Origin of the sequence: Streptomyces cinereoruber (assembly GCF_009299385.1) — a bacterium.
Lineage (GTDB): Bacteria > Actinomycetota > Actinomycetes > Streptomycetales > Streptomycetaceae > Streptomyces > Streptomyces bikiniensis.
The window spans coordinates 5,337,825-5,357,841 of record NZ_CP023693.1 but is presented as its reverse complement, the minus strand read 5'-3'; the positions used below and the strand labels follow the sequence as shown (position 1 = coordinate 5,357,841).

Sequence of the window (20,017 nt, the reverse complement as noted above, 5' to 3'; positions counted from 1 at the left end):
CCCGGCTCACCCTCCGCGCTCAGCCGGAGACGCTGGCGCGCCCGTTCTCGATGTGTCCCATGAGCCGGCGGCGGAAGCCTCCGGGGGCGGTCACCTCGACGTCGTACCAGCCGTGCGCGTCGGCGGCGGAGTGGACGACGGTACGGGTCCTCCCCGGCTTCACGGTGACGGTGCGGGTCCAGTCCCCGAGGTCGTCCTCGTCCACGTAGCCCAGCGGCCGGACGGTGAAGGAGACGGGGGCGCGGCCGGTGTTCCGTACGGTGAGGTGCAGGTCGCGGTCGTGGTGGTCGATCCGGGTGGCCAGCTCGGCGCCGCCCGTCGCGGGGCCCTCGAACTCGCGCCGGAAGCCGTTGGGGCCGGTGATCGTGAAGCGGTAGCGGTCGCCCGGGACGGGGACGGTCCACTCCCCCGTACCCCTGACGTCCCGGTGCTGCGGGACGTCGAACTCGCCCGCGTACGGGTAGAGGGCGAAGTGCGCGCTCGCCTTCCCCCGGTTGCTCAGCGCGACCGTGACGGCACCGGCGCGGACGGTGGCGGCGGCGTCCGGCTGGTACGGCAGGGGGCGGGCGGGGCGGACGCCGGGCTCCTGGACGGGCATCCGCTGCACGGCCGGGGGCTGGGGGCGCCAGCGGCCGGTGAACGGCGGGACCGGCCCCGGCCGCTCGACCTCGGGCTGCCGGCGGCCCCGGTGGAAGTCGAAGGCGGAGGTGAGGTCGCCGGTGACGGTGCGGCGCCAGGGGGTGATGTTGGGCTCGCGGACGCCGGTGAGCTTCTCCAGGAAGCGGATCACGGAGGTGTGGTCGAAGGTCTCGGAGCAGACGTAGCCGCCGACCGACCAGGGGGAGACGACGAGCAGCGGGACGCGGATGCCGAGGCCGGTGGGCTGCCCCTGCCAGCGCTCGTCCGTGTTCCCGGCGGGCGGGACGGGCGGCGGGACGTGGTCGAAGAAGCCGTCGTTCTCGTCGTAGTTGATCAGGACGACGGTGTGGCGCCAGACGTCCGGGTGGGAGCCGAGGGCGTCGAGCACCTTGTAGACGAGGGTGGCGGAGGCGATCGGGGAGGAGGAGCCGGGGTGCTCGGAGTCGATCGCGGAGGGCACGAGGTACGAGACCTCGGGGAGGGTCCCGGCGGCGACGTCGGCGCGGAAGGCGTCGGCGAGGGTGCCGCTCTCGACGCGGCGCAGCCCGCGCTCGAAGAGGGAGCGCTCGGCCGTCGTGAGGTCCGCGACGCCCTCTTCGAGGAGGCCGAGGAGCCGGGTCCGCTCGGCGGGGTCCTTCGTGCCGCGCACGGCGGCGTAGAAGGACTCCATGAAGGTGTGGCCGCCGGTGCGGGCGAGCGCCTTGCGGGCGATCTTCTTGAAGGTGGTGAAGAACTCGATGTTGTTGTCGGTGAAGTTCTCCCACTCGGTGTACGTCTTCCAGCTCCGCCCGGCGGCTTCGAGCCGCTCGGCGTAGGTGGACCAGCCGTAGCCGGGGTGGGTGGCCTCGGCGTACGCGGCGTTGGTGACGGCCCGGCCGCCGTCGGCCTCGTGGCCGGTCCAGCCGGACCAGAGGTGGTTGCGGTTGGGGCTCGTCGAGGTGTGGATCGACGAGTGGTAGGCGTCGCAGACGGTGAAGGTGTCGGCCAGCTCGTAGTGCAGGGGGATGTCGCGCCGGTCGTAGTACGCCATGGTGGCGGCGGTCTTCGCGGAGACCCAGCCGTCCATCCAGCCGCCGCGCCAGGCCTTGGCGCCGCCGCCCCAGGAGTGGTCGAGGTCGCCGATGTACTGGAGGTCCTTCCGCTGCGCCTCGGCGGCGTCCCGGATCGGGAAGGGGAGGACGGTCCGGTCGGCGCCGGCGGGCTGTTCGAAGACGGGGCGGCCGGAGGGCAGCTCGACGGCATTGCGGTCGCCGAATCCGCGGACGCCGCGGAGGGTGCCGAAGTAGTGGTCGAAGGAACGGTTCTCCTGCATCAGGATCACCACGTGCCGGACCGCCGAAAGACCTCCGGAATGGGGCTCCGCGGCCATCGCGGCCTGCAGCGACGGCGGCAGCAGCGATCCGGCCGCGGCGGCGCCGAGGGCGCCTCCGCCCAGGGCGAGGAGCCTTCTGCGGGACATCTCGGACGACAAGACCGACCTCCAGTCGACGGCCAATGGTTCTCCTTCGAGCCATTGGATGGTTCGTCGGGGACGGTAGTGAGACGGGGTGACGGGCGGAAGTCCCGGGGCGGACCGGGTGGTGAACGTCCAACACCCGGCCACGGGAGTCCAAGTCGGGGGCGGTCCTGCGGCGCGTTGGTTGGTGGGCGTGTGGGCCGGGGGTACGGGGGCGCCCTGGGTACCGGGACGCTCACGGGCCGGTCCCGTACGGGCCCTGGTGAAAGGCGGTCGGTCCCGGGGAGAGGCGGCCGACCACCACGACCGGCAGTCACCGGTGACCACGGGCTGCGGCACCGCACCGTCGACCGCGACCGCGGATCCTGCCGGCCGTCCATGGGCTTTGTAACCGCTCACGGGCCCCGCCGGCCGAGCACGAAGGGCCCCCTCAGCCGACCGCGTGGTGCAGGGACATACGCCGGGGCACTGCAGGAGTCCGCCCGCTGTTCTTGGAGAGACCTCCGTCCCGCATCGCCAGCCACGCGTACTCGTTGACGAGTACCGGCGCGATGCCGGGTTCGACCTAGACGTCCTCACCGGTGCGGGCGTCCAGGACCACCGACCCCTCCGGCATGCGCCCGTAGACGCGACCGTGCCACGCCGTCGTCACCTCCGGCCGGATCCGGCACCGCCCTCCCGGGGCGCGCATACCACGGTCGCCTTCCTGCCGTCGTGGCAGGTCACGGTCGCCGAGTTCGCGAGCAGCGGCGTGAACGCCCCGGTCGCGGGGTCGACCAGGAGCAGTTCCTCGTCCAGCCCCGCCCTCCTGCTCACCACCGCCCGGTCCGGCCCGGCGGCCGCCTCGCTCCTAGTACAGGACACGCGCGTCACCCTTCGGGGCACTTCAGCTCGCGCTGGGCATAGGCCATGAACTTCTTCAGGAGCCCCGGCACCGCGTTCTTCGTCTCCTCCGAGTCGACCTTCCCCAGGGCTGCGATGTACAGGGTTATGTACTTCCCCGGGTCGGACGGGGACTTGGACGGCTCGCAGGCGAAGTACGTGGCGGCGCCGACATCCCAGATGATGCCCTTCTTGCCCACATCGAGAGGGCGGGGATCAAGCTGGTCCCAGGAGGACCACTCGATCGAGCGCTCGAATTCCCGGAACCTGGCGTTCACCATGAACCGGGTGACCCCGTCAACATCGACGCTGCAGGTCTCCGAGTCCATGCCTTCATTCAGCTCGAAATCCCCGTCACTGACGGTAACCTTTTCCCCGGCAGGCAGAAAGGGAGCCACCTCACTGCCGGAGAAGGCACCCCAGCAGACGCGTGCGGGCAGTTCCGGAACCGCCTTCGGTTCGCCCTCCGCACAACCTGCCAGAAGTACCGGCGCCACCGCACCGAGCACCGCGGCCCGGGCCGCATTCCTGAGTCGAAGCGCGCGCATCGCCCTCACCCCTTCGTACTGGAAATCAGGTCACGCCCGACGGAATGAGCCGTCCCGGCACTGACCGACGCAACACCCTGGTATTCCTCGATCTGCTCGGGCGTGAGGCTGGTTCCCCGTGCGGCCGCCTTGACTGCGGAAATGGCCGAGTTCTTCGCCGCCTCCTCGGAGAACGTGTAGTCCCGAGCCGTCTCATGGCGCGCCTCTTCGGACTTGTCCTGCTTGGCGCTTTCCACCGCGGATTCGGTGACGTCCTCCTTGATCCAGTTGAAGATGTCACCTCCCACGGGAACCATATCGATGTATTTACCGCCGACCATGTCGATGATGCGGTTGGTCCATTTCGCGTTCTCTTCCGTGCTCTTGTTGTATTCCTCCGCCTCGTGGGCCTTGGCCTCGTGGACGGCCTGGGCCCTCGCCTCCGTCATGATGCCCGCGATCTCGCCTCCGGGATGGACGGCGTTCTCCAGTGCGTCACTGGGGTCGCCGTGCCTCTCGGGATGCTGGAAGACATCGGCCACCAGCATGGTCGTGTACGCCTGCTGGGCGTTGGTGATCGCACCGTAGGCGTCGGGGTCCTGGCCGACCGCACCCAGGAAGAAAGCCATGTCGTTCTTCTTGAAGTTCGCCATCTCACCGAAGGGCATGGCCTGGTCCGCGCCGTTCTCCGCGGCGGCCTGGAGATCGGGCATGTACTCCGCCGCCATGTTGCCGAGGTTCGGAGCGAGGCCGACGAGTGGGCCGTCGTCGACGGCGAGCCCCGGTGACGTGCCGATCTTCTCGACCACCTTCTCCATGACGCTCGCCATGGCCTTGGTGTGCTCCACGGGCTTCGCGTCGTCGCCGCCCGGGACGCGGCCGGTGACCGCCGCCTCCAGGGCGTTGCCCATGGCCGACTGACCGGGGGTTGGCTCGCCGCCGACGACCGTGTCGTAGTAGTCGTCCGTGGGCTTCTTGTCGAGCACGTGGTCGACGACGCTCTTCGCGTCCTTGCCCGTGAGCTCCTCGTCGGCGAGGGTGACGATGCCGTCCTTGTTCGTGTCCGAGCGGAGGTTCTCGTCGAAGAAGGCCGTCGAGGCCGCCGGGTTGTTGGCCATCGCCTCCATGAGACCGGTGAGGGGGTTGAAGCCCTTGCCGCCGGTCTCGTCGAGGTTGATGCGCTGGTCCATGTTCATGGGCAGGGCGTGGGACCAGCGGCCCGGGTCCTCCCGGTCCATGGCGACCATGTCCCGGCCGACGGAGACCAGGAAGTCCTTGTCGTACGCGCCCTCCCGGAGGAGGCCGCTCAGGGCCTGGTAGCCGTAGATCTCCGAGAAGCCGACGCCCTGGACGTCGAGCGGCTTGCGGCCGGCCCTCAGGAGCCCGTCGGTCCACACGGCGTCGAGGTGGTTCGGGGTCGACCGCTGGGTGGCGAGGCCGAGCATGGCGCCCATGTCGGACTGGATGTTGCGGACCATGTCGACGCGGTCCTGGCCGGCCGGGCCGAGGGACGTGGAGTTCAGCGACATCTCCGCGAAGGCGTCGAGCGTGGCCGCGGGGCCCACCCAGCGGTAGAAGCCGGTCGCGAACTCGGGATCGTTCCTGTTGTCGTCCAGGAGTTCTTCGAGCTCCTTCAGCTCGGCGACGTTCCGCGCCGTGCCGCCTTCGCCGGTGACCTTCTTCAGCAGCTCCGCGGCCCGGGCGACCTGCTCCTCGTCGAGGCTCTTGTAGGTGGGCGCGGTGAAGTCGTGGGCGTCCTTCACGTTCGCCGCGAGCGCGCGCCTCAGCGAGTCGTCGGCGTCGGCGCAGTCCTCGACGATCCGGTCGATCCTCGCCTGCCAGGAGGCCACGGCCTCCTGCTGCTTCCGCACGTCGGCGGCGTAGTCCGGGTAGTCCGGGTCGCGGCGCGCCGCCACGTCCTTCGTCAGGTCGTGCTTGGGCCTGACCCTGCCGTTCGCGTCGACGTGCACGCCGGCCGCCGGGCCCTCCTCGTCCCTGATCCTGACGAGCGAGTCCCGGGCCGCCGTGAACGAGGTGTGCGCGTCGGCGAGCAGCAGGTGGATGCCCTTCGCCTGTGCCTCGGCGTCCTCGAACTCCTTGGCCGTCTTGGCGATGAAGGGCCGGGTGACGTCGGAGTTGACGCCCTGCCACTGTGCCTTGTCGGTCTTGGCCTTCATGCCGTCGCGGGCTTCGGTGGCGAGCTTCTTCAGCTTCGCGGCCATCTCCGACCAGTCGTCCGCGGCCTGCTTCAGCTTGACGACGGGCGCGTTGACGACGTCCTCGAATGTCAGCACGGTGCTTCTTTCCCCCCGGATCCTCTACTTGAAGTACTCGTCGATCTTGGACGTGGAGAGCAGCCGGCCCTCGATGTCCGCGTCGTCCTTGGCGTGGGTGGACTTGCTGTAGTCGAGGTGGTTGGAGATCCGGGCGCAGGCGTTCAGGAGCGTCCGCAGCTGGCTGTTCCAGCGGTCGTGCACCTTCAGCAGCTCCGACCCGCTGGTGAAGTTGCCGTTCGTGAGGGCGAGCGACGCGTCGAAGGTCGACGGCCGGGCGTGGTCGCCGTCCCGGGAGAGCCGGCTGTACAGGAGGTACGCCTCGTGGCCGATCGCGCCGAGGTCGTCCCGGTTCACGACGAGGTCGCCGGAACCCGTGCCCGTGCCGCCGTTTCCGTCAAGTCCGTTCAGCCGCATCTGCGACGAGTGCCGCTCCACGGCGTCGCTCTTGAGCTTTTCCCATTCGCCCCAGGACATGGCTCCCCCTCTTTCGGCCGGGTCGACATCCTATTCGGCGCACGTCGGGCGGTTTACAGAAGCGACGGCCAACCCCCTGCCGCCCACCGCCCGGTTTCGGCCACGACCGCATCGCTCGCACCCCTTCCAGGCGGGCCCCGTGCCCGTCCTGCCGGGCGGCCGGGACAGTCCGGGAAGCGTTTCGGCCACGCATCTGCGAACAGTCGGGGGCGTCATCGCGGGCGCGGTTTTCACCCCTCTCGGGCAGGGCTTCTCCGGTTGACCACGGGGCCGCCGGAGCGGCAAGCTGAGCGCCTGCCAATCACTGTGCCCTGGGGGAAACTTGAGCAAGACGGCACACCACATCGGCCCCGACTCCGCACCCGACCGGTACCGGCTCCTCCGGTCCATCGGGCGGGGCGGCGAGGCCGTGCTCTACCTCGCCGAGATCGAGCTGGCGGGAGGCGTGGAGCCGGTCGTCGTCAAGGTCCTCGACTCGAAGACGACGATCACGCCCGAGATCTTCGAGCGGATCAGCCAGAAGTGGAACGAGCAGGCCGAACTGCTCCGCTTCGTGCACCGTCCCGGCGTCGTCGGCGTGCGGGAGCACTTCCAGGGGCCGCCGATCCACCGGCCCGGCGAGTCCGGGACCATCACCGGCCGTGCCCTGGTGCTCGTCATGAACCACGTCGACGGCCTCGACCTGCGCGACTGGCGGGCCGAGCGCACCCTCACGTCCCCCGCCGAGCGGCGCGAGGTGATGCGGACCCTGGAACAGCTCGCGGACGTCCTCGACTGGCTGCACTCCGGAAAGGCCACCCCGTCCGGGCGCACGGTCGTCCACGGCGACCTCTCGCCCGGCAACGTGATGGTGGACGAGTACGGGCAGGCGACCCTCGTCGACTTCGGCCTCAGCAAGCTGACCGCCGACCACCAGACCGCCGAGGTGTGGTTCACCCCCGGCTACGCGGCCCCCGAGGTCTTCGAGGGCAAGCGCACCCCGGCCACCGACCGGTACGCCTTCGGCGCCATCGCGTACTTCCTGCTCAGCGGGCAGTCCCCGCCGACCGCGCCCGAGCAGCTGGTCTCCGCGTTCCGCGAGCTGCCGCAGATCGCCGGACTGCCGGAGGAGCAGCGCGACCGGGTCCTGAGCATCGCCTCGGCCGACGCCGGGCGGCGCCCGATCTCCCTGTCGTCCTGGGTGAAGGACGTACGGCACGGGGTGGTGTCCACCACGACGACCTCGCGCCCGGCGACGGTCGCGGACGCGGTCCCGCCGGCCCCCGCCGCCCCGCCGGTCCCGACCGTCCTGCCCACCGCCGCGCCGCCGCGGCCCGCGTCCCCGCCACCGGCCGACACCGCGGCCGGCGCGGCCGTGCCGGAGGACCGGCCGCCCACGGCACCCCCGGGTCCCGTCGTGTCGCCGCCCCCGGTCGTCGCTCCGTCCCCCTTCGCCGGCCCCTCGCCCGTCGCCGGTCCGCAGCACGCCGCGCACCAGCCGTCCGCCGAGCCGCCCACCGTCGCCACGCCCGGCGCCGAAAGGCCCGGATTCGGGGCCCCGGGCTTCGGGGCACCCGGCTTCGGTCCGCCGACACCCTTCCCGGCACCGGGCCCGGCCACCGCGCCCACCCCGGCCCCCGCACCGCGCCGCCGTCGCAAGGGCCCGCTGATCGGCGCCGTCGCCGGTGTCGTCCTGGTGGCCGTCCTCGCGGTGGCCGGGATCCAGCTCCTCGGCGACAAGAAGGACGACGGCGGGAACGACAAGGCCGGTCCGGCCCCGGTGACCACCACGACCCCGGCTCCGGAGACGACCGAGCCCACCCCCGACGTCACGTCCGAGGAGCCCACGGCGGAGCCCGCGTCGGCGGATCCGACCGACACGGCCTCCGCCGATCCGGCCCCGTCGGGGAGCCCGACGAACGGCGACCCGGGCGCCGTGGACGGCAGCGACGAGGTGGACCTGACCGGCTTCTCCCCCATCGACGGCCTCGACAGGTTCACCGTGGAGTCCGCGACGCTCAACGCCCGGGACTACGGCTCGGCCTTCGTGACCGGCTGCTCGTCCGAGTCGACCATCGAGTTCAACCTGAGCCGGAAGTGGGAGACCCTGCAGTTCACCGCCGGCATCGCCGACGACTCCCCGACCGAGCAGGCCCGCATCAGCATCTCCGTGGACGACCAGCCCGCCCTCTTCTCCGAAGCCGTGAAGCTCGGCAAGCCCGTCGCGGCGAGCCTCTCGGTCAAGGGCGCGCTGCGGCTGCGGATCCGGGTGGAGGACACCTGCACCTTCTCGCAGAAGGCGCACGTGGTCATCGCCGCCCCGCTCCTCAAGCGGTGACGGAACCACACGGAAGCGGCCCCGCACCGGAGTTCCGGTGCGGGGCCGCTCGCTTTCCCGTACGGATACGCGTACGAGGCGGGGATCAGCCCTCGGAGACGCCCAGCCGCTCCAGGATCAGGTCCTTGACCTTCGCCGCGTCCGCCTGGCCGCGGGTGGCCTTCATGACCGCGCCGACCAGGGCGCCGACCGCCGCGACCTTGCCGCCGCGGATCTTGTCCGCGATCGCCGCGTTGCCCGCGATGGCCTCGTCGACCGCCGCGCCGAGCGCGCCGTCGTCGGAGACGACCTTCAGGCCGCGCTTCTCGACCACCTCGTCCGGGGTGCCCTCGCCGGCGAGGACGCCCTCGATGACCTGGCGGGCCAGCTTGTCGTTGAGGTCGCCGGAGGCGACCAGGGCCGAGACCCGGGCCACGTCCGCCGGGGTGATCGGCAGCTCCTCCAGGGAGACGCCCTGCTCGTTGGCGTTGCGGGCGAGCTCGCCCAGCCACCACTTGCGGGCCGAGGCCGCGTCCGCGCCCGCCTCGATCGTGGCGACGATCGGGTCGACCGCGCCCGCGTTGAGGATGGACTGCATGTCCAGCTCGGACACGCCCCACTCCTCGCGCAGCCGGTTGCGGCGCACGCGCGGCAGCTCGGGCAGGCCCTTCCGCAGCTCCTCGACCCACTCGCGGGAGGGGGCCACCGGCACCAGGTCCGGCTCGGGGAAGTAGCGGTAGTCCTCGGCGTTGTCCTTGATGCGGCCGGAGGTGGTGGTGCCGTCGTCCTCGTGGAAGTGACGGGTCTCCTGCACGATCGTCCCGCCGGAGGACAGGACGGCCGCGTGCCGCTGGATCTCGAAGCGCGCCGCGCGCTCCACCGAACGGAGCGAGTTGACGTTCTTCGTCTCCGAGCGGGTGCCGAAGGTCTCGGTGCCGTGCGGGCGCAGCGACAGGTTCACGTCGCAGCGCATCTGGCCCTTGTCCATGCGCGCCTCGGAGACGCCCAGGGCGCGGATCAGCTCGCGCAGCTCGGCGACGTACGCCTTGGCGACCTCGGGGGCCCGGTCGCCCGCGCCCTCGATCGGCTTGGTGACGATCTCGATGAGCGGGATGCCGGCCCGGTTGTAGTCGAGCAGCGAGTGCGAGGCGCCGTGGATGCGGCCGGTCGCGCCGCCGATGTGGGTGGACTTGCCGGTGTCCTCCTCCATGTGGGCGCGCTCGATCTCCACGCGGAAGACCTCGCCGTCCTCCAGCTGGACGTCCAGGTAGCCGTCGAAGGCGATCGGCTCGTCGTACTGGGAGGTCTGGAAGTTCTTCGGCATGTCCGGATAGAAGTAGTTCTTCCGGGCGAAGCGGCACCACTCGGCGATCTCGCAGTTCAGCGCGAGGCCGATCTTGATGGCGGACTCGACGCCGATCGCGTTGACGACCGGGAGCGAGCCGGGCAGGCCGAGGCAGGTCGGACAGGTCTGCGAGTTGGCGTCCGCGCCCAGCTCGGTGGAGCAGCCGCAGAACATCTTGGTCCGGGTGCCGAGCTCGACATGGACCTCCAGGCCCATGACGGGGTCGTACTCGGCGAGCGCCGCTTCGTACGACAGCAGTTCAGTGACAGTCACGGTGAGACTTTCCCTCTCAGCCCAGCAGGACGTCGTCGTCGCCCAGGCGCTTCAGCTCCCGGTAGAGGATCGCCAGGCCGGTCGCGATCGCGGCGGCGGACACCGCGGCGTCGATCAGCCGCAGGACGTCGTTGTCGTTGCGGGCCAGCTTCGCCTGCTTGGCGACGCTGACCGCGCCGAAGGCGGTGGTGGCCAGCGAGACGTACAGACCGGTCTTCGACTTCTTGAAGTTCTTGGCCTTCTTTGCCATGGCACTCACAGCGACGGAGCCTCCTCGAGCAGCGGGTGTCCCCACTTTTCCACGAAGGCGGCCTCGACGGCGGCTCCGACCCTGTAGAGCCGGTCGTCCTTCAGGGCGGGGGCGATGATCTGCAGACCGACCGGCAGGCCGTCCTCGGGCGCGAGGCCGCAGGGCAGCGACATGGCGGCGTTGCCGGCCAGGTTGGTCGGGATGGTGCACAGGTCCGCGAGGTACATGGCCATCGGGTCGTCGGCGCGCTCGCCGATCGGGAAGGCGGTGGTGGGGGTCGTCGGGGAGACGATCACGTCCACCTCCTCGAAGGCCTTCTCGAACTCGCGGGTGATGAGGGTGCGGACCTTCTGGGCCGAGCCGTAGTACGCGTCGTAGTAGCCGGAGCTGAGCGCGTACGTGCCGAGGATGATGCGGCGCTTGACCTCGTCGCCGAAGCCGGCCTCGCGGGTGAGGGCGGTGACGTCCTCGGCGGAGCGGGTGCCGTCGTCGCCGACGCGCAGGCCGTAGCGCATGGCGTCGAAGCGGGCCAGGTTCGAGGAGCACTCGGACGGCGCGATCAGGTAGTACGCCGAGAGGGCCAGGTCGAAGCTGGGGCAGTCCAGTTCCACGATCTCGGCGCCCAGCGACTTCAGCAGCTCGACGGACTCGTCGAAGCGCTGCACGACGCCGGCCTGGTAGCCCTCGCCGCGGAACTGCTTGACGACGCCGACGCGCATGCCGGCGACGGAGCCGTTGCGGGCGGCCTCGACGACCGGCGGGACCGGGGCGTCGATGGAGGTGGAGTCGAGCGGGTCGTGCCCGGCGATCGCCTCGTGCAGCAGGGCCGCGTCCAGGACCGTGCGGGCGCAGGGGCCGCCCTGGTCGAGGGAGGAGGAGAAGGCCACCATGCCGTAGCGGGAGACCGCGCCGTAGGTCGGCTTGACGCCGACGGTGCCGGTGACGGCGGCGGGCTGGCGGATGGAGCCGCCGGTGTCCGTGCCGATGGCGAGGGGGGCCTCGTACGCGGCGAGGGCGGCCGACGAGCCGCCGCCGGAGCCGCCGGGGATCCGGGTGAGGTCCCAGGGGTTGCCGGTCGGGCCGTAGGCGCTGTTCTCGGTGGAGGAGCCCATCGCGAACTCGTCCATGTTGGTCTTGCCGAGGATGACGACGTCGGCGGCCTTCAGGTTCTTGACCAGGGTCGCGTCGTACGGCGGGATCCAGCCCTCCAGCATCTTCGAGCCCACGGTCGTCGGGATGCCGACGGTGGTGAAGATGTCCTTGAGGGCGAGCGGCACACCGGCGAGCGGGCCGAGCTTCTCGCCCCGGGCGCGCTTCTCGTCCACGGCGCGGGCCTGGGCGAGGGCGCCGTCGCGGTCGACGTGCAGGAAGGCGTGGACCTTCTCGTCGACGGCCTCGATGCGGGCGAGGTGGGCCTCGGTGACCTCGACGGCGGTCAGCTCGCCGGCGGCGATCTTCCCGGCGATCTCGGCCGCGGTGAGCTTGATGATGTTGTCCGTCATGACTTCTTAGTCCTCCCCCAGGATCTGCGGCACCTTGAAACGCTGCTGCTCCTGGGCCGGGGCGCCGGAGAGCGCCTGCTCGGGGGTGAGCGACGGACGGACCTCGTCCGCGCGCATGACATTGGTCAGCGGCAGCGGGTGGGAGGTCGGGGGTACGTCTTGGTCGGCGACCTCGGAGACGCGGGCGACCGCGCCGATGATGTCGTCGAGCTGGCCGGCGAAGTGATCGAGTTCTTCGCCCTTCAGCTCCAGACGCGCCAGCCGGGCGAGGTGGGCGACCTCCTCGCGCGTGATGCCAGGCATGCGGTTCCTCACGGGGTGAGCTTGATGGTGTGGGTCCATCCTATGGGGCCCGCACCGCTGCCCGTGCAGTAACCTCCCGCCGCCCGGGCCGGGTCACCCCCGGGGGACGACCTGCCCCGACGGGTGGTCCAGGTCGGTCGGGGGTGCGAGGTCGGCGGGGCGGCGCCAGCCGTGCTCGCCGCGGGCCAGGAGCCAGGCGGTCGCCTCGTCGGGCGGCATGGCGGCGGCGACCAGCCAGCCCTGGACGGCGTCGCAGCCCAGGTCGCGCAGCCGCTCCCAGGTCTCGTCGTCCTCGACGCCCTCGGCGACGACGAGGAGGCCGAGGGAGTGGGCGAGGTCGACGGTGCAGCGGACGATCTCGGCGTCCTCGGTGTCGACGGCGAGCCGGGCGACGAAGGAGCGGTCGATCTTCAGTTCGCTGACCGGGAGCCGGCGCAGGTGGACGAGGGAGGAGTAGCCGGTGCCGAAGTCGTCGAGGGACATCTTGACGCCGTGGCCGGTGAGCCCGTTGAGCGTGTCGGCGGCCCGCTGGGGGTCCTCCAGGAGCACGTGTTCCGTTATCTCCAGCTGGAGGGAGCCGGCCGGGACGCCGTGGCGGGCGAGCCGGGCGGCGACGGCGCCCGCGAAGCCGGGGGTGTGGACGTCGCGCGGGGAGACGTTGACGGCGACCGGGACGTCGAGGCCCTGGGCGCGCCAGTGGGCGACCTGGGCGAGGGCGGTCTCCAGGACGTACTCGGTGAGGTGGGGCATCAGGCCGGAGGACTCGGCGATGGCGATGAACTCGTCCGGTGGAACCTTTCCGCGCTCGGGGTGGACCCAGCGGACGAGGGCCTCCAGGCCGGCGACCTGGCCGTCGAAGCGGACCTTGGGCTGGTAGTGGAGTTCGACCTCGTGGGCGTCGAGGGCGCGGCGCAGGTCACCGAGGAGGCCGAGCCGGTCGGGGGTGTTGGAGTCGCGCTTGGACTCGTAGACCTCGACGCCGGTGCGGTCGCGCTTGGCCTGGTACATGGCGACGTCGGCGCGGCGCAGCAGGCCCTCGGCGTCGAGGGCGTGGTCGGGGAAGACGGCGACGCCGGCGCTGGCCTCCAGGACGAGGGTGAGGCCGTCGAGGTCGAGCGGGGAGGACAGCTCGGCGACGAGGTGGCGGGCGACGCGCTGGGCGCTGGTGGTGGAGTCGGCGGTGGGCAGCAGGACGGCGAACTCGTCGCCGCCGAGCCGGGCGGCCTCGGCGCCGCGGGGCAGGGCGAGGCGGAGCCGGTCGGCGATCTGGAGGAGGAGCCGGTCGCCGGCGAGGTGCCCGAGGGTGTCGTTGACCGAACGGAAGCGGTCGAGGTCGATGAGGACGAGGGCGGCGCGGGCCCCCTGGCCCTCGGCGTCCTCCAGGGCGGTCCAGGCCCGTTCCAGGAGCCACTGGCGGTTGGGGAGGCCGGTGAGCGGGTCGCGGAGCTGCTCCTCGGCGCGGGCGCGGGCGATCCAGAGGGTGGAGTCGAGGGCGATGAGGGGGACGGCGAAGAGCGGCAGGAGGACCGGGCGGCTGACGGCGACGGCGCAGATGAGGGGGGCGATGCCGAGGAGGGCGACGGCGACGAGTCCCTGCCGGAGGAGGGCGGTACGGGCGACGGTGGGCAGTCCGCGGCCCTGGGGGGCGAGCGTGTACCACAGGAGGAGCCGGGTCACCACGAGGTAGGTGGTCGCGGCGAGCGCGATTTCCGGGAGGTCCCCGATCGTCCAGTCGAGGGGCTGCCAGGGCTGCTCGACGGTCGGGACGTCGCCGAAGAGGGCGAGGACGAGGGCGGCGGCGCCGACGCCGAGGACGTCGGCGGCGCCGTGCAGCAGGCCCTGTCGCCAGCGGTGGTGGCGGGCGGCGCCGACGAGGGTGACGACGGTCAGGGAGACGAGTCCGGCGGGCACCCAGCCGTACAGCAGGAGGACGGCGAGGGTGAGGGCGGCGCCGGAGCCGGTGCCGCCCCACCAGCGGTCGCGGCCGAGGGCGACCAGGTGGCCGACGATGAGGCCGGTGAGGAGGGCCAGGGACCAGCCGGTGACTCCGCCGGGGAAGAGTCCGTGCCCGGTGGTCAGGGCTTGCTGGAGCCCGGTGGCGAGCACGACGGCGGCGATGCCCACCACGGCTGCGGGCAGCCGGGAGGGGGTGCTCCCGGGGACCGCGCGGCCGTGCGGCCGGGGGACCGGGGCGGCGCTCTCGGTCGGTTCCATTTCCGTCCCTCTCACAGGCGGCGGTGCCGTCGGTGTGCGATGGGCCGCGGGCAGGCGGCCGTCCGTCGTCCGGCCGCCGCCGTCCGGTGCGGGGCCCGTCGGCGGGCGGCCGCTCCTCGTGCACGGGGCCGTTGTCCTGACGCCACGACCGGCAGAGCCCTCGCGCGGCCGTGCAGGACGAGACGCACGGTCACCACACTAGGCCGCCGAGGGCTCCGACGGGCAGCGCTCTCCGTGTCTTGCCCGAATGAGACCCGCCCATCCCTCACCGTCTGGTATGCACCGAACGGGTGACGCCTCCCGGGACGGAAAGGGACTACTCGGCACTCTCGGGGATGGGCACCGCGGCCTCCCGGGCGGCGTCGGGCCCCTGTTCGAGCAGGATCGAAAAGCCCTGCTCGTCCAGAACCGGAACCTTCAGCTGCATCGCCTTGTCGTACTTCGAACCAGGGTTTTCCCCCACCACGACGAAGGAGGTCTTCTTCGAAACGGAACCGGTCACCTTGGCTCCGAGCCCCTGGAGCGACTCTTTTGCGCCATCCCTGGTGAACTTCTCCAGGGTGCCGGTCACCACGACCGTGAGCCCCTCCAGGGGGCGCGGCCCCTCGTCCTCGCCGGCGCCCTCGTCCTCCAGGGCGACCCCGGCGGCCCGCCACTTGCGCACGATCTCGCGGTGCCACTCCTCGGCGAACCACTGCTTCACCGCCGCCGCGATGATTCCGCCGACCCCGTCGACGGCCGCCAGCTCCTCCTCGGTGGCCTGCTCGATCCGCTCCAGGGAGCGGAACTCGCGGGCGAGGGCCGCGGCCGCGACCGGGCCCACGTGCCGGATCGAGAGTCCGTTGATGAAGCGGGCCAGCGGGCGCGTCTTCGCCGCCGCGATGTGCTCCAGCATGGCGAGGGCGTTCTTCTTCGGCTCGCCCTTCTGGTTGGCGAAGACGGTGGCGATCTTCTCCTCGCCGGTCTTCGGGTCCCGCTTGGGCAGTCCGCTGTCCGGGTCGAGGACGTACGCCCGGATCGGCAGGAGCTGCTCGATGGTGAGGTCGAAGAGGTCGCCCTCGTCCCGGAGCGGCGGCTCGGCGGGCTCCAGGGGCTGGGTGAGGGCGGCGGCGGCCACGGCGCCGAACTTCTCGATGTCCAGGCACTCGCGGCCGGCGAGGAACTCGACGCGCTCGCGCAGCTGGGCCGGGCAGGTCCGGGCGTTCGGGCAGCGGAGGTCGATGTCGCCCTCCTTCATCGGCTTCAGCGGCGTCCCGCACTCGGGGCACTCGGCCGGCATCACGAACTCCCGCTCGCTGCCGTCCCGCAGGTCCGCGACCGGCCCGAGGATCTCCGGAATGACGTCGCCGGCCTTGCGCAGCACGACGGTGTCGCCGATCAGGACGCCCTTGGCCTTGACCACCTCCTGGTTGTGGAGGGTGGCGAACTCGACCTCGGAGCCGGCCACGGTCACCGGCTCCACCTGCGCGTACGGGGTGACGCGTCCGGTGCGGCCGACGCCGACCTTGATGTCGACCAGCTTGGTGTTGACCTCCTCCGGCGCGTACTTCCAGGCGATGGCCCAGCGCGGGGCGCGGGCCGTGGAGCCCAGCCGGCCCTGGAGGGGGATCTCGTCCAGCTTGACGACGACGCCGTCGATCTCGTGCTCGACGGAGTGCCGGTTCTCCCCGAAGTACGCGATGAACTCCCGCACCTCGTCGAGGGTGTCCACCACCTTGTTGTGCCGGGCGGTGGGCAGGCCCCACTCGTGGAGCAGCTCGTACGCCTCCGAGAGGCGGGCGGTGTCGAAGCCCTCGCGGGCGCCGATGCCGTGCACCACCAGGTGGAGCGGGCGGGTGGCGGTGACCTTCGGGTCCTTCTGGCGGAGCGAACCGGCGGCGGCGTTCCTCGGGTTGGCGAAGGGCTTCTCGCCGGCCTCGACCAGGCGGGCGTTGAGCCCGAGGAAGGCCTCCATCGGGAAGTAGACCTCGCCGCGGACCTCCACGAGGTCCGGGATCCGGTCGCCGCTCAGCCGCTCGGGGACGTCGGCGATCGTGCGCACGTTGGGCGTGATGTCCTCGCCGGTGCGCCCGTCGCCGCGGGTCGCGGCCCGGGTGAGGCGTCCGTGCTCGTACGTCAGGTTCACGGCCAGGCCGTCGACCTTCAGCTCGCACAGGAAGTGGTGGTCGGGCGTGCCGACGTCCCGGGCGACCCGCTCGGCCCAGGCGGCCAGTTCCTCGTCGTCGAAGGCGTTGTCGAGGGAGAGCATGCGCTCGCGGTGCTCGACGGCCGTGAAGTCGGTCTCGTACTGCCCGGCGACCTTCTGGGTGGGCGAGTCGGGGGTCCGCAGCTCCGGGTACTCCTCCTCCAGCGCCTCCAGGGAGCGCAGGAGCCTGTCGAACTCGCCGTCGCTGATGACCGGCTGGTCCTTCACGTAGTACCGGAAGCGGTGCTCCTCGATCCGCTCGGCCAGATCGGCGTGCTTCTCCCGTGCCTCGGCGGGCAGGGCCCCCTCGTCGACTGCCACCTTCGTCGGTCCTCCCGTACCTCGGTCCCCGGTCACTCCGGGTTGTCCGCGAGCGACTTCGCAGCCCGGACGCAGTGGGCGAGGGCCGCGCGGGCGTGGGCGGGCGACGCGCCCGCGAGCCCGCACGTGGGGGTGATCACCACGGACTCCGCGAGGGTCCCCGGATTCAGCCCCAGCCTGCGCCACAGCGTCCTGACACCCATGACGCTACCGCCCGGGTCCGACAACGGGCCGTCGGTGGACGGCACCACACCGGCGAAGAGCTTCGTGCCGCCCTCCACGGCCTCCCCGATCGCCTCCTCGTCACGCTCGGTGAGCAGCCCGAAGTCGAAGGAGATCCCGGCGACTCCGGCCCGCCGCAGCAGCGCGAAGGGGACGTCGGGGGCGCAGGAGTGGACGACCACCGGCCCGTCGTGGGCCGCGGCCACGTCCCGCAGGGCGCTCTCCACGACCTGCCGGTCCACGGCCCGGTGGGTGCGGTAGCCGCTGGCGGTGCGGATCTGCCCGCGCAGTACGGCGGTGAGCGAGGGCTCGTCGAGCTGGAGGACCACCCGGGCGCCGGGCACGCGCCTGCGTACCTCTGCCAGGTGCTGGTGGAGTCCTTCGGCGAGCGACCCGGCCAGGTCCCGGCAGGCGCCCGCGTCGCCGAGGGCGGCCTCGCCGCCGCGCAGCTCCAGGGCGGCGGCGAGCGTCCAGGGGCCCACCGCCTGCACCTTGAGCGCGCCCTCGTACCCCTGGGTGAACTCCTCCAGGGCGTCGAGGTCCTCGCCGAGCCAGGAGCGGGCCCGCCGGGTGTCGCGGCCGGGCCGGTCGCTGATCCGCCAGCCGCTCGGCTCCACGTGCGCGTACAGGTCGACGAGCATCCCGATCGTCCGGCCGATCATGTCGGCGCCGGGCCCGCGGGCGGGCAGCTCCGCGAGGAACGGGAAGTCCTCGAAGGAGCCGGTGACGGTCTTGGCGGCCTCGCGGGCGTCGCCGCCGGGCAGGGACCCGACGCCGGTCGCGGGGCCCCGGGGGAAGTCGTTCTTCTCGGTCGTGTCGCTCACCCGGGAAGCGTACGCGGCGGGACCGCGCCGAGCGCCGGGCGGCGCCGGTGACCGTGTCCCGGGCCGCCCCGGCCCTCTCCGTCAGCGTCCCGGGCGGACGGTGAGGTCGTTGATCTCGGCGTCGCGCGGCAGGTCGAGCGCGGTGAGGACCGCCGTCGCGACCGACTCGGGGTCGATCCACCTCGACGGGTCGTACTCCTTGCCCTCCTGCTGGTGCACCTTCGCCTGCATGGGGCTGGCGGTGCGGCCCGGGTAGACCGAGGTGACCCGGACGCCGTTGCCGTGCTCCTCGTGGCGCAGGGAGTCCGCGAGGGCCTTCAGGCCGTGCTTGGAGGCGGCGTACGCGCCCCACTCGGCGTGCGCGTTGAGCCCGGCGCCGGAGTTCACGAAGACGACGTGGCCCTGCGAGACGCGCAGTTGGGGCAGGAAGTGCCGGGTGAGCTCGGCGGGGGCGACCAGGTTGACGTTCAGCTGGTGGTGCCAGGTCTTGGGGGTCAGCTCGCCGACCGGCCCGAGGTCCACGACGCCCGCGACGTGCAGCAGGCCGTCGACCCGCTCGGGCAGGCTCTGGTGCGAGAACGCCCAGGAGAGCCGGTCCGGGTCGGCGAGGTCCCCGACGAGGGTCCGGGCGCCGGGGAACTCGGCGGCGAGTTCCTTGGCCCGCCCCGCGTCGCGCGCGTGGAGCACGAGCTCGTCCCCGCGCGCGTGGAGGCGGCGCGCGACGGCCGCGCCGATGCCGGAGCCGGCTCCGGTGATCACATGAGTAGCCATGGCTCCCATGCTCGCATCAGCGGGGGGCCGAGGAGGCGGCGATCTCCGCCTCCAGGTGCGCGAGGGCCGCCGCCCCGTCGTCCGCGAAGAAGACGAGGTCGGGGAGGGGAACCGGGAGGAAACCTTCCTCCTCCATGCGCCGGAACTGGTCCTTCAGGCCGTCGTAGAAGCCCGCCGTGTTGAGGAGGACGACCGGCTTGCGGTGCTTGCCGTGCTTCTTCAGTTCCAGGATCTCGGTGGCCTCGTCGAGGGTGCCGGTGCCGCCGACCATGACGACGATCGCGTCGGACTTGGCGAGGAGCAGGGCCTTGCGCTGCGCGAGGTCCTCGGCGACGACCATCTCGTCGGCGTCCGGGCGGGCCTTGTGGGCGAGGAAGTCGACGGAGACGCCGACGAGCCGGCCGCCCGCCTCCTGCACGCCGTCCGCGACGACCTTCATCAGGCCGGTGTCGGAGCCGCCCCAGACGAGGGTGTGCCCCGCCTTGCCGAGCAGGGTCGCGAACTCGCGGGCCGGGGTCGTGTACCGCTCGTCCAGCCGGGCGGCGGAGAGGAAGACGCAGATGTTCATGGACCCCACCGTAGGCGGTCGTGGAAGAAGTCCGGCGGGCGGCGATGAGTTCCGGGGGCGGCCCCGGTCTGCCCTGCCATGAACGAGCTGAGCGGGTTCGGCGGGCGCGTCACGTCGCGGGACGGGACGACGGTCGCGTACGAGCGGGACGGGGACGGGGACGGGCCGCCGCTCGTCCTGGTGGGCGGGGCCCCGGGGACGGCGGACGGGCGGGCCCTGGCCGGGCTGCTCGCCCGGCGCTTCCCGGTCGTGGCGTACGGCCGCCGGGCGCACGGGGGCGCCGAGCGGGAGGTCGAGGACCTGGCGGCCGTCCTGGCGGCGGCGGGTCCGGGGGCGGCCGTGCACGGCACGGGGACGGGCGGCGCCCTCGCGCTCGCCGCGGCGGCGGCCGGGCTGCCGGTGGGCCCGGTGTCGGTGTACGAGCCGCCGCGCACCGACGCGCCCCTGGACCGGGTCTCCGCGCGCGTGCTCGTGGTCGACGGGGGCTTCAGCCCGGCGGAGACCCGGCGCGCGGCCCGCGAACTGGCGGCGGCCCTCCCCCGCGCCCGGCACCGCACCCTGACGGGCCAGACCCACGAGGTCGCCCCGCACGTGCTGGCGCCGGTCCTGGCGGAGTTCCTGGCGGAGGAGTTACGGGAGGACCGGGCGGCCGGGACCGGGTGGTCCTAGGGGCCGTCCGGTCCCGATCC

16 protein-coding genes are annotated in these 20,017 nt (G+C 72.3%); 2 read left to right on the top strand and 14 right to left on the bottom strand.

The window, feature by feature from the left end:
• Positions 1 to 19: 19 nt before the first annotated feature.
• The 5 genes from CP977_RS24285 to CP977_RS24265 all read right to left on the bottom strand — a co-directional run bounded on the left by CP977_RS24285 (position 20) and on the right by CP977_RS24265 (position 6,254).
• A complete protein-coding gene (locus CP977_RS24285) occupies positions 20 to 2,110 on the bottom strand; it encodes a phosphocholine-specific phospholipase C (protein ID WP_062756849.1) in 2,091 nt (696 codons plus the stop codon).
• Between the two features lie 633 nt (positions 2,111 to 2,743).
• Positions 2,744 to 2,959, bottom strand: a complete 216-nt coding sequence (locus tag CP977_RS24280) for a hypothetical protein (protein WP_152370802.1) — start codon at positions 2,957 to 2,959, stop codon at positions 2,744 to 2,746.
• A gap of 5 nt (positions 2,960 to 2,964) precedes the next feature.
• Positions 2,965 to 3,525 (bottom strand): hypothetical protein, encoded by a 561-nt coding sequence (locus CP977_RS24275; RefSeq protein WP_152370801.1) that lies wholly within the window; start codon positions 3,523 to 3,525, stop codon positions 2,965 to 2,967.
• 5 nt (positions 3,526 to 3,530) lie between these two features.
• Entirely contained in the window at positions 3,531 to 5,798 is a 2,268-nt protein-coding gene (locus tag CP977_RS24270; RefSeq protein ID WP_152370800.1) for a DUF6571 family protein, read from the bottom strand.
• Between the two features lie 24 nt (positions 5,799 to 5,822).
• The gene (locus CP977_RS24265) at positions 5,823 to 6,254 is read right to left on the bottom strand and encodes a hypothetical protein (protein WP_152370799.1); all 432 of its coding nucleotides are present in this window, start codon (positions 6,252 to 6,254) and stop codon (positions 5,823 to 5,825) included.
• Positions 6,255 to 6,576: 322 nt separating this feature from the next.
• On the opposite strand from CP977_RS24265, the gene CP977_RS24260 reads away from it, so the two are divergent.
• Positions 6,577 to 8,571, top strand: a complete 1,995-nt coding sequence (locus tag CP977_RS24260; RefSeq protein ID WP_152370798.1) for a protein kinase domain-containing protein — start codon at positions 6,577 to 6,579, stop codon at positions 8,569 to 8,571.
• A gap of 85 nt (positions 8,572 to 8,656) precedes the next feature.
• Here the strand turns inward: CP977_RS24260 and gatB are convergent, their stop codons facing one another.
• From gatB to CP977_RS24215, 9 genes are all read right to left on the bottom strand, one after another.
• Positions 8,657 to 10,168 carry an Asp-tRNA(Asn)/Glu-tRNA(Gln) amidotransferase subunit GatB gene (gene gatB, locus CP977_RS24255; protein ID WP_109185434.1) on the bottom strand — a complete coding sequence of 504 codons (1,512 nt, stop codon included), beginning with the start codon at positions 10,166 to 10,168 and terminating at the stop codon, positions 8,657 to 8,659.
• 16 nt (positions 10,169 to 10,184) lie between these two features.
• Positions 10,185 to 10,418 carry a hypothetical protein gene (locus CP977_RS24250; protein WP_030218534.1) on the bottom strand — a complete coding sequence of 78 codons (234 nt, stop codon included), beginning with the start codon at positions 10,416 to 10,418 and terminating at the stop codon, positions 10,185 to 10,187.
• 5 nt (positions 10,419 to 10,423) lie between these two features.
• Positions 10,424 to 11,920 (bottom strand): Asp-tRNA(Asn)/Glu-tRNA(Gln) amidotransferase subunit GatA, encoded by a 1,497-nt coding sequence (gatA, locus tag CP977_RS24245; RefSeq protein WP_062752096.1) that lies wholly within the window; start codon positions 11,918 to 11,920, stop codon positions 10,424 to 10,426.
• Between the two features lie 6 nt (positions 11,921 to 11,926).
• The gene (gene gatC, locus CP977_RS24240) at positions 11,927 to 12,223 is read right to left on the bottom strand and encodes an Asp-tRNA(Asn)/Glu-tRNA(Gln) amidotransferase subunit GatC (protein WP_015036350.1); all 297 of its coding nucleotides are present in this window, start codon (positions 12,221 to 12,223) and stop codon (positions 11,927 to 11,929) included.
• 93 nt (positions 12,224 to 12,316) lie between these two features.
• A complete protein-coding gene (locus CP977_RS24235; protein ID WP_062752097.1) occupies positions 12,317 to 14,437 on the bottom strand; it encodes a putative bifunctional diguanylate cyclase/phosphodiesterase in 2,121 nt (706 codons plus the stop codon).
• 316 nt (positions 14,438 to 14,753) lie between these two features.
• Entirely contained in the window at positions 14,754 to 16,943 is a 2,190-nt protein-coding gene (ligA, locus tag CP977_RS24230; protein WP_062752098.1) for an NAD-dependent DNA ligase LigA, read from the bottom strand.
• 32 nt (positions 16,944 to 16,975) lie between these two features.
• Complete coding sequence (locus CP977_RS24225; RefSeq protein WP_062752099.1) at positions 16,976 to 17,989, bottom strand: methionine synthase; 1,014 nt, start codon at positions 17,987 to 17,989, stop codon at positions 16,976 to 16,978.
• 81 nt (positions 17,990 to 18,070) lie between these two features.
• Positions 18,071 to 18,769, bottom strand: coding sequence for an SDR family oxidoreductase (locus CP977_RS24220; RefSeq protein WP_109185433.1), 699 nt, complete (start codon positions 18,767 to 18,769; stop codon positions 18,071 to 18,073).
• 7 nt (positions 18,770 to 18,776) lie between these two features.
• The gene (locus CP977_RS24215; protein WP_109185432.1) at positions 18,777 to 19,328 is read right to left on the bottom strand and encodes an LOG family protein; all 552 of its coding nucleotides are present in this window, start codon (positions 19,326 to 19,328) and stop codon (positions 18,777 to 18,779) included.
• A 78-nt stretch (positions 19,329 to 19,406) separates the two neighbouring features.
• Here CP977_RS24215 and CP977_RS24210 point away from each other — a divergent pair, with 78 nt between their 5' ends.
• Positions 19,407 to 19,997, top strand: coding sequence for an alpha/beta fold hydrolase (locus CP977_RS24210; RefSeq protein WP_152370797.1), 591 nt, complete (start codon positions 19,407 to 19,409; stop codon positions 19,995 to 19,997).
• Positions 19,998 to 20,017 lie beyond the last annotated feature (20 nt).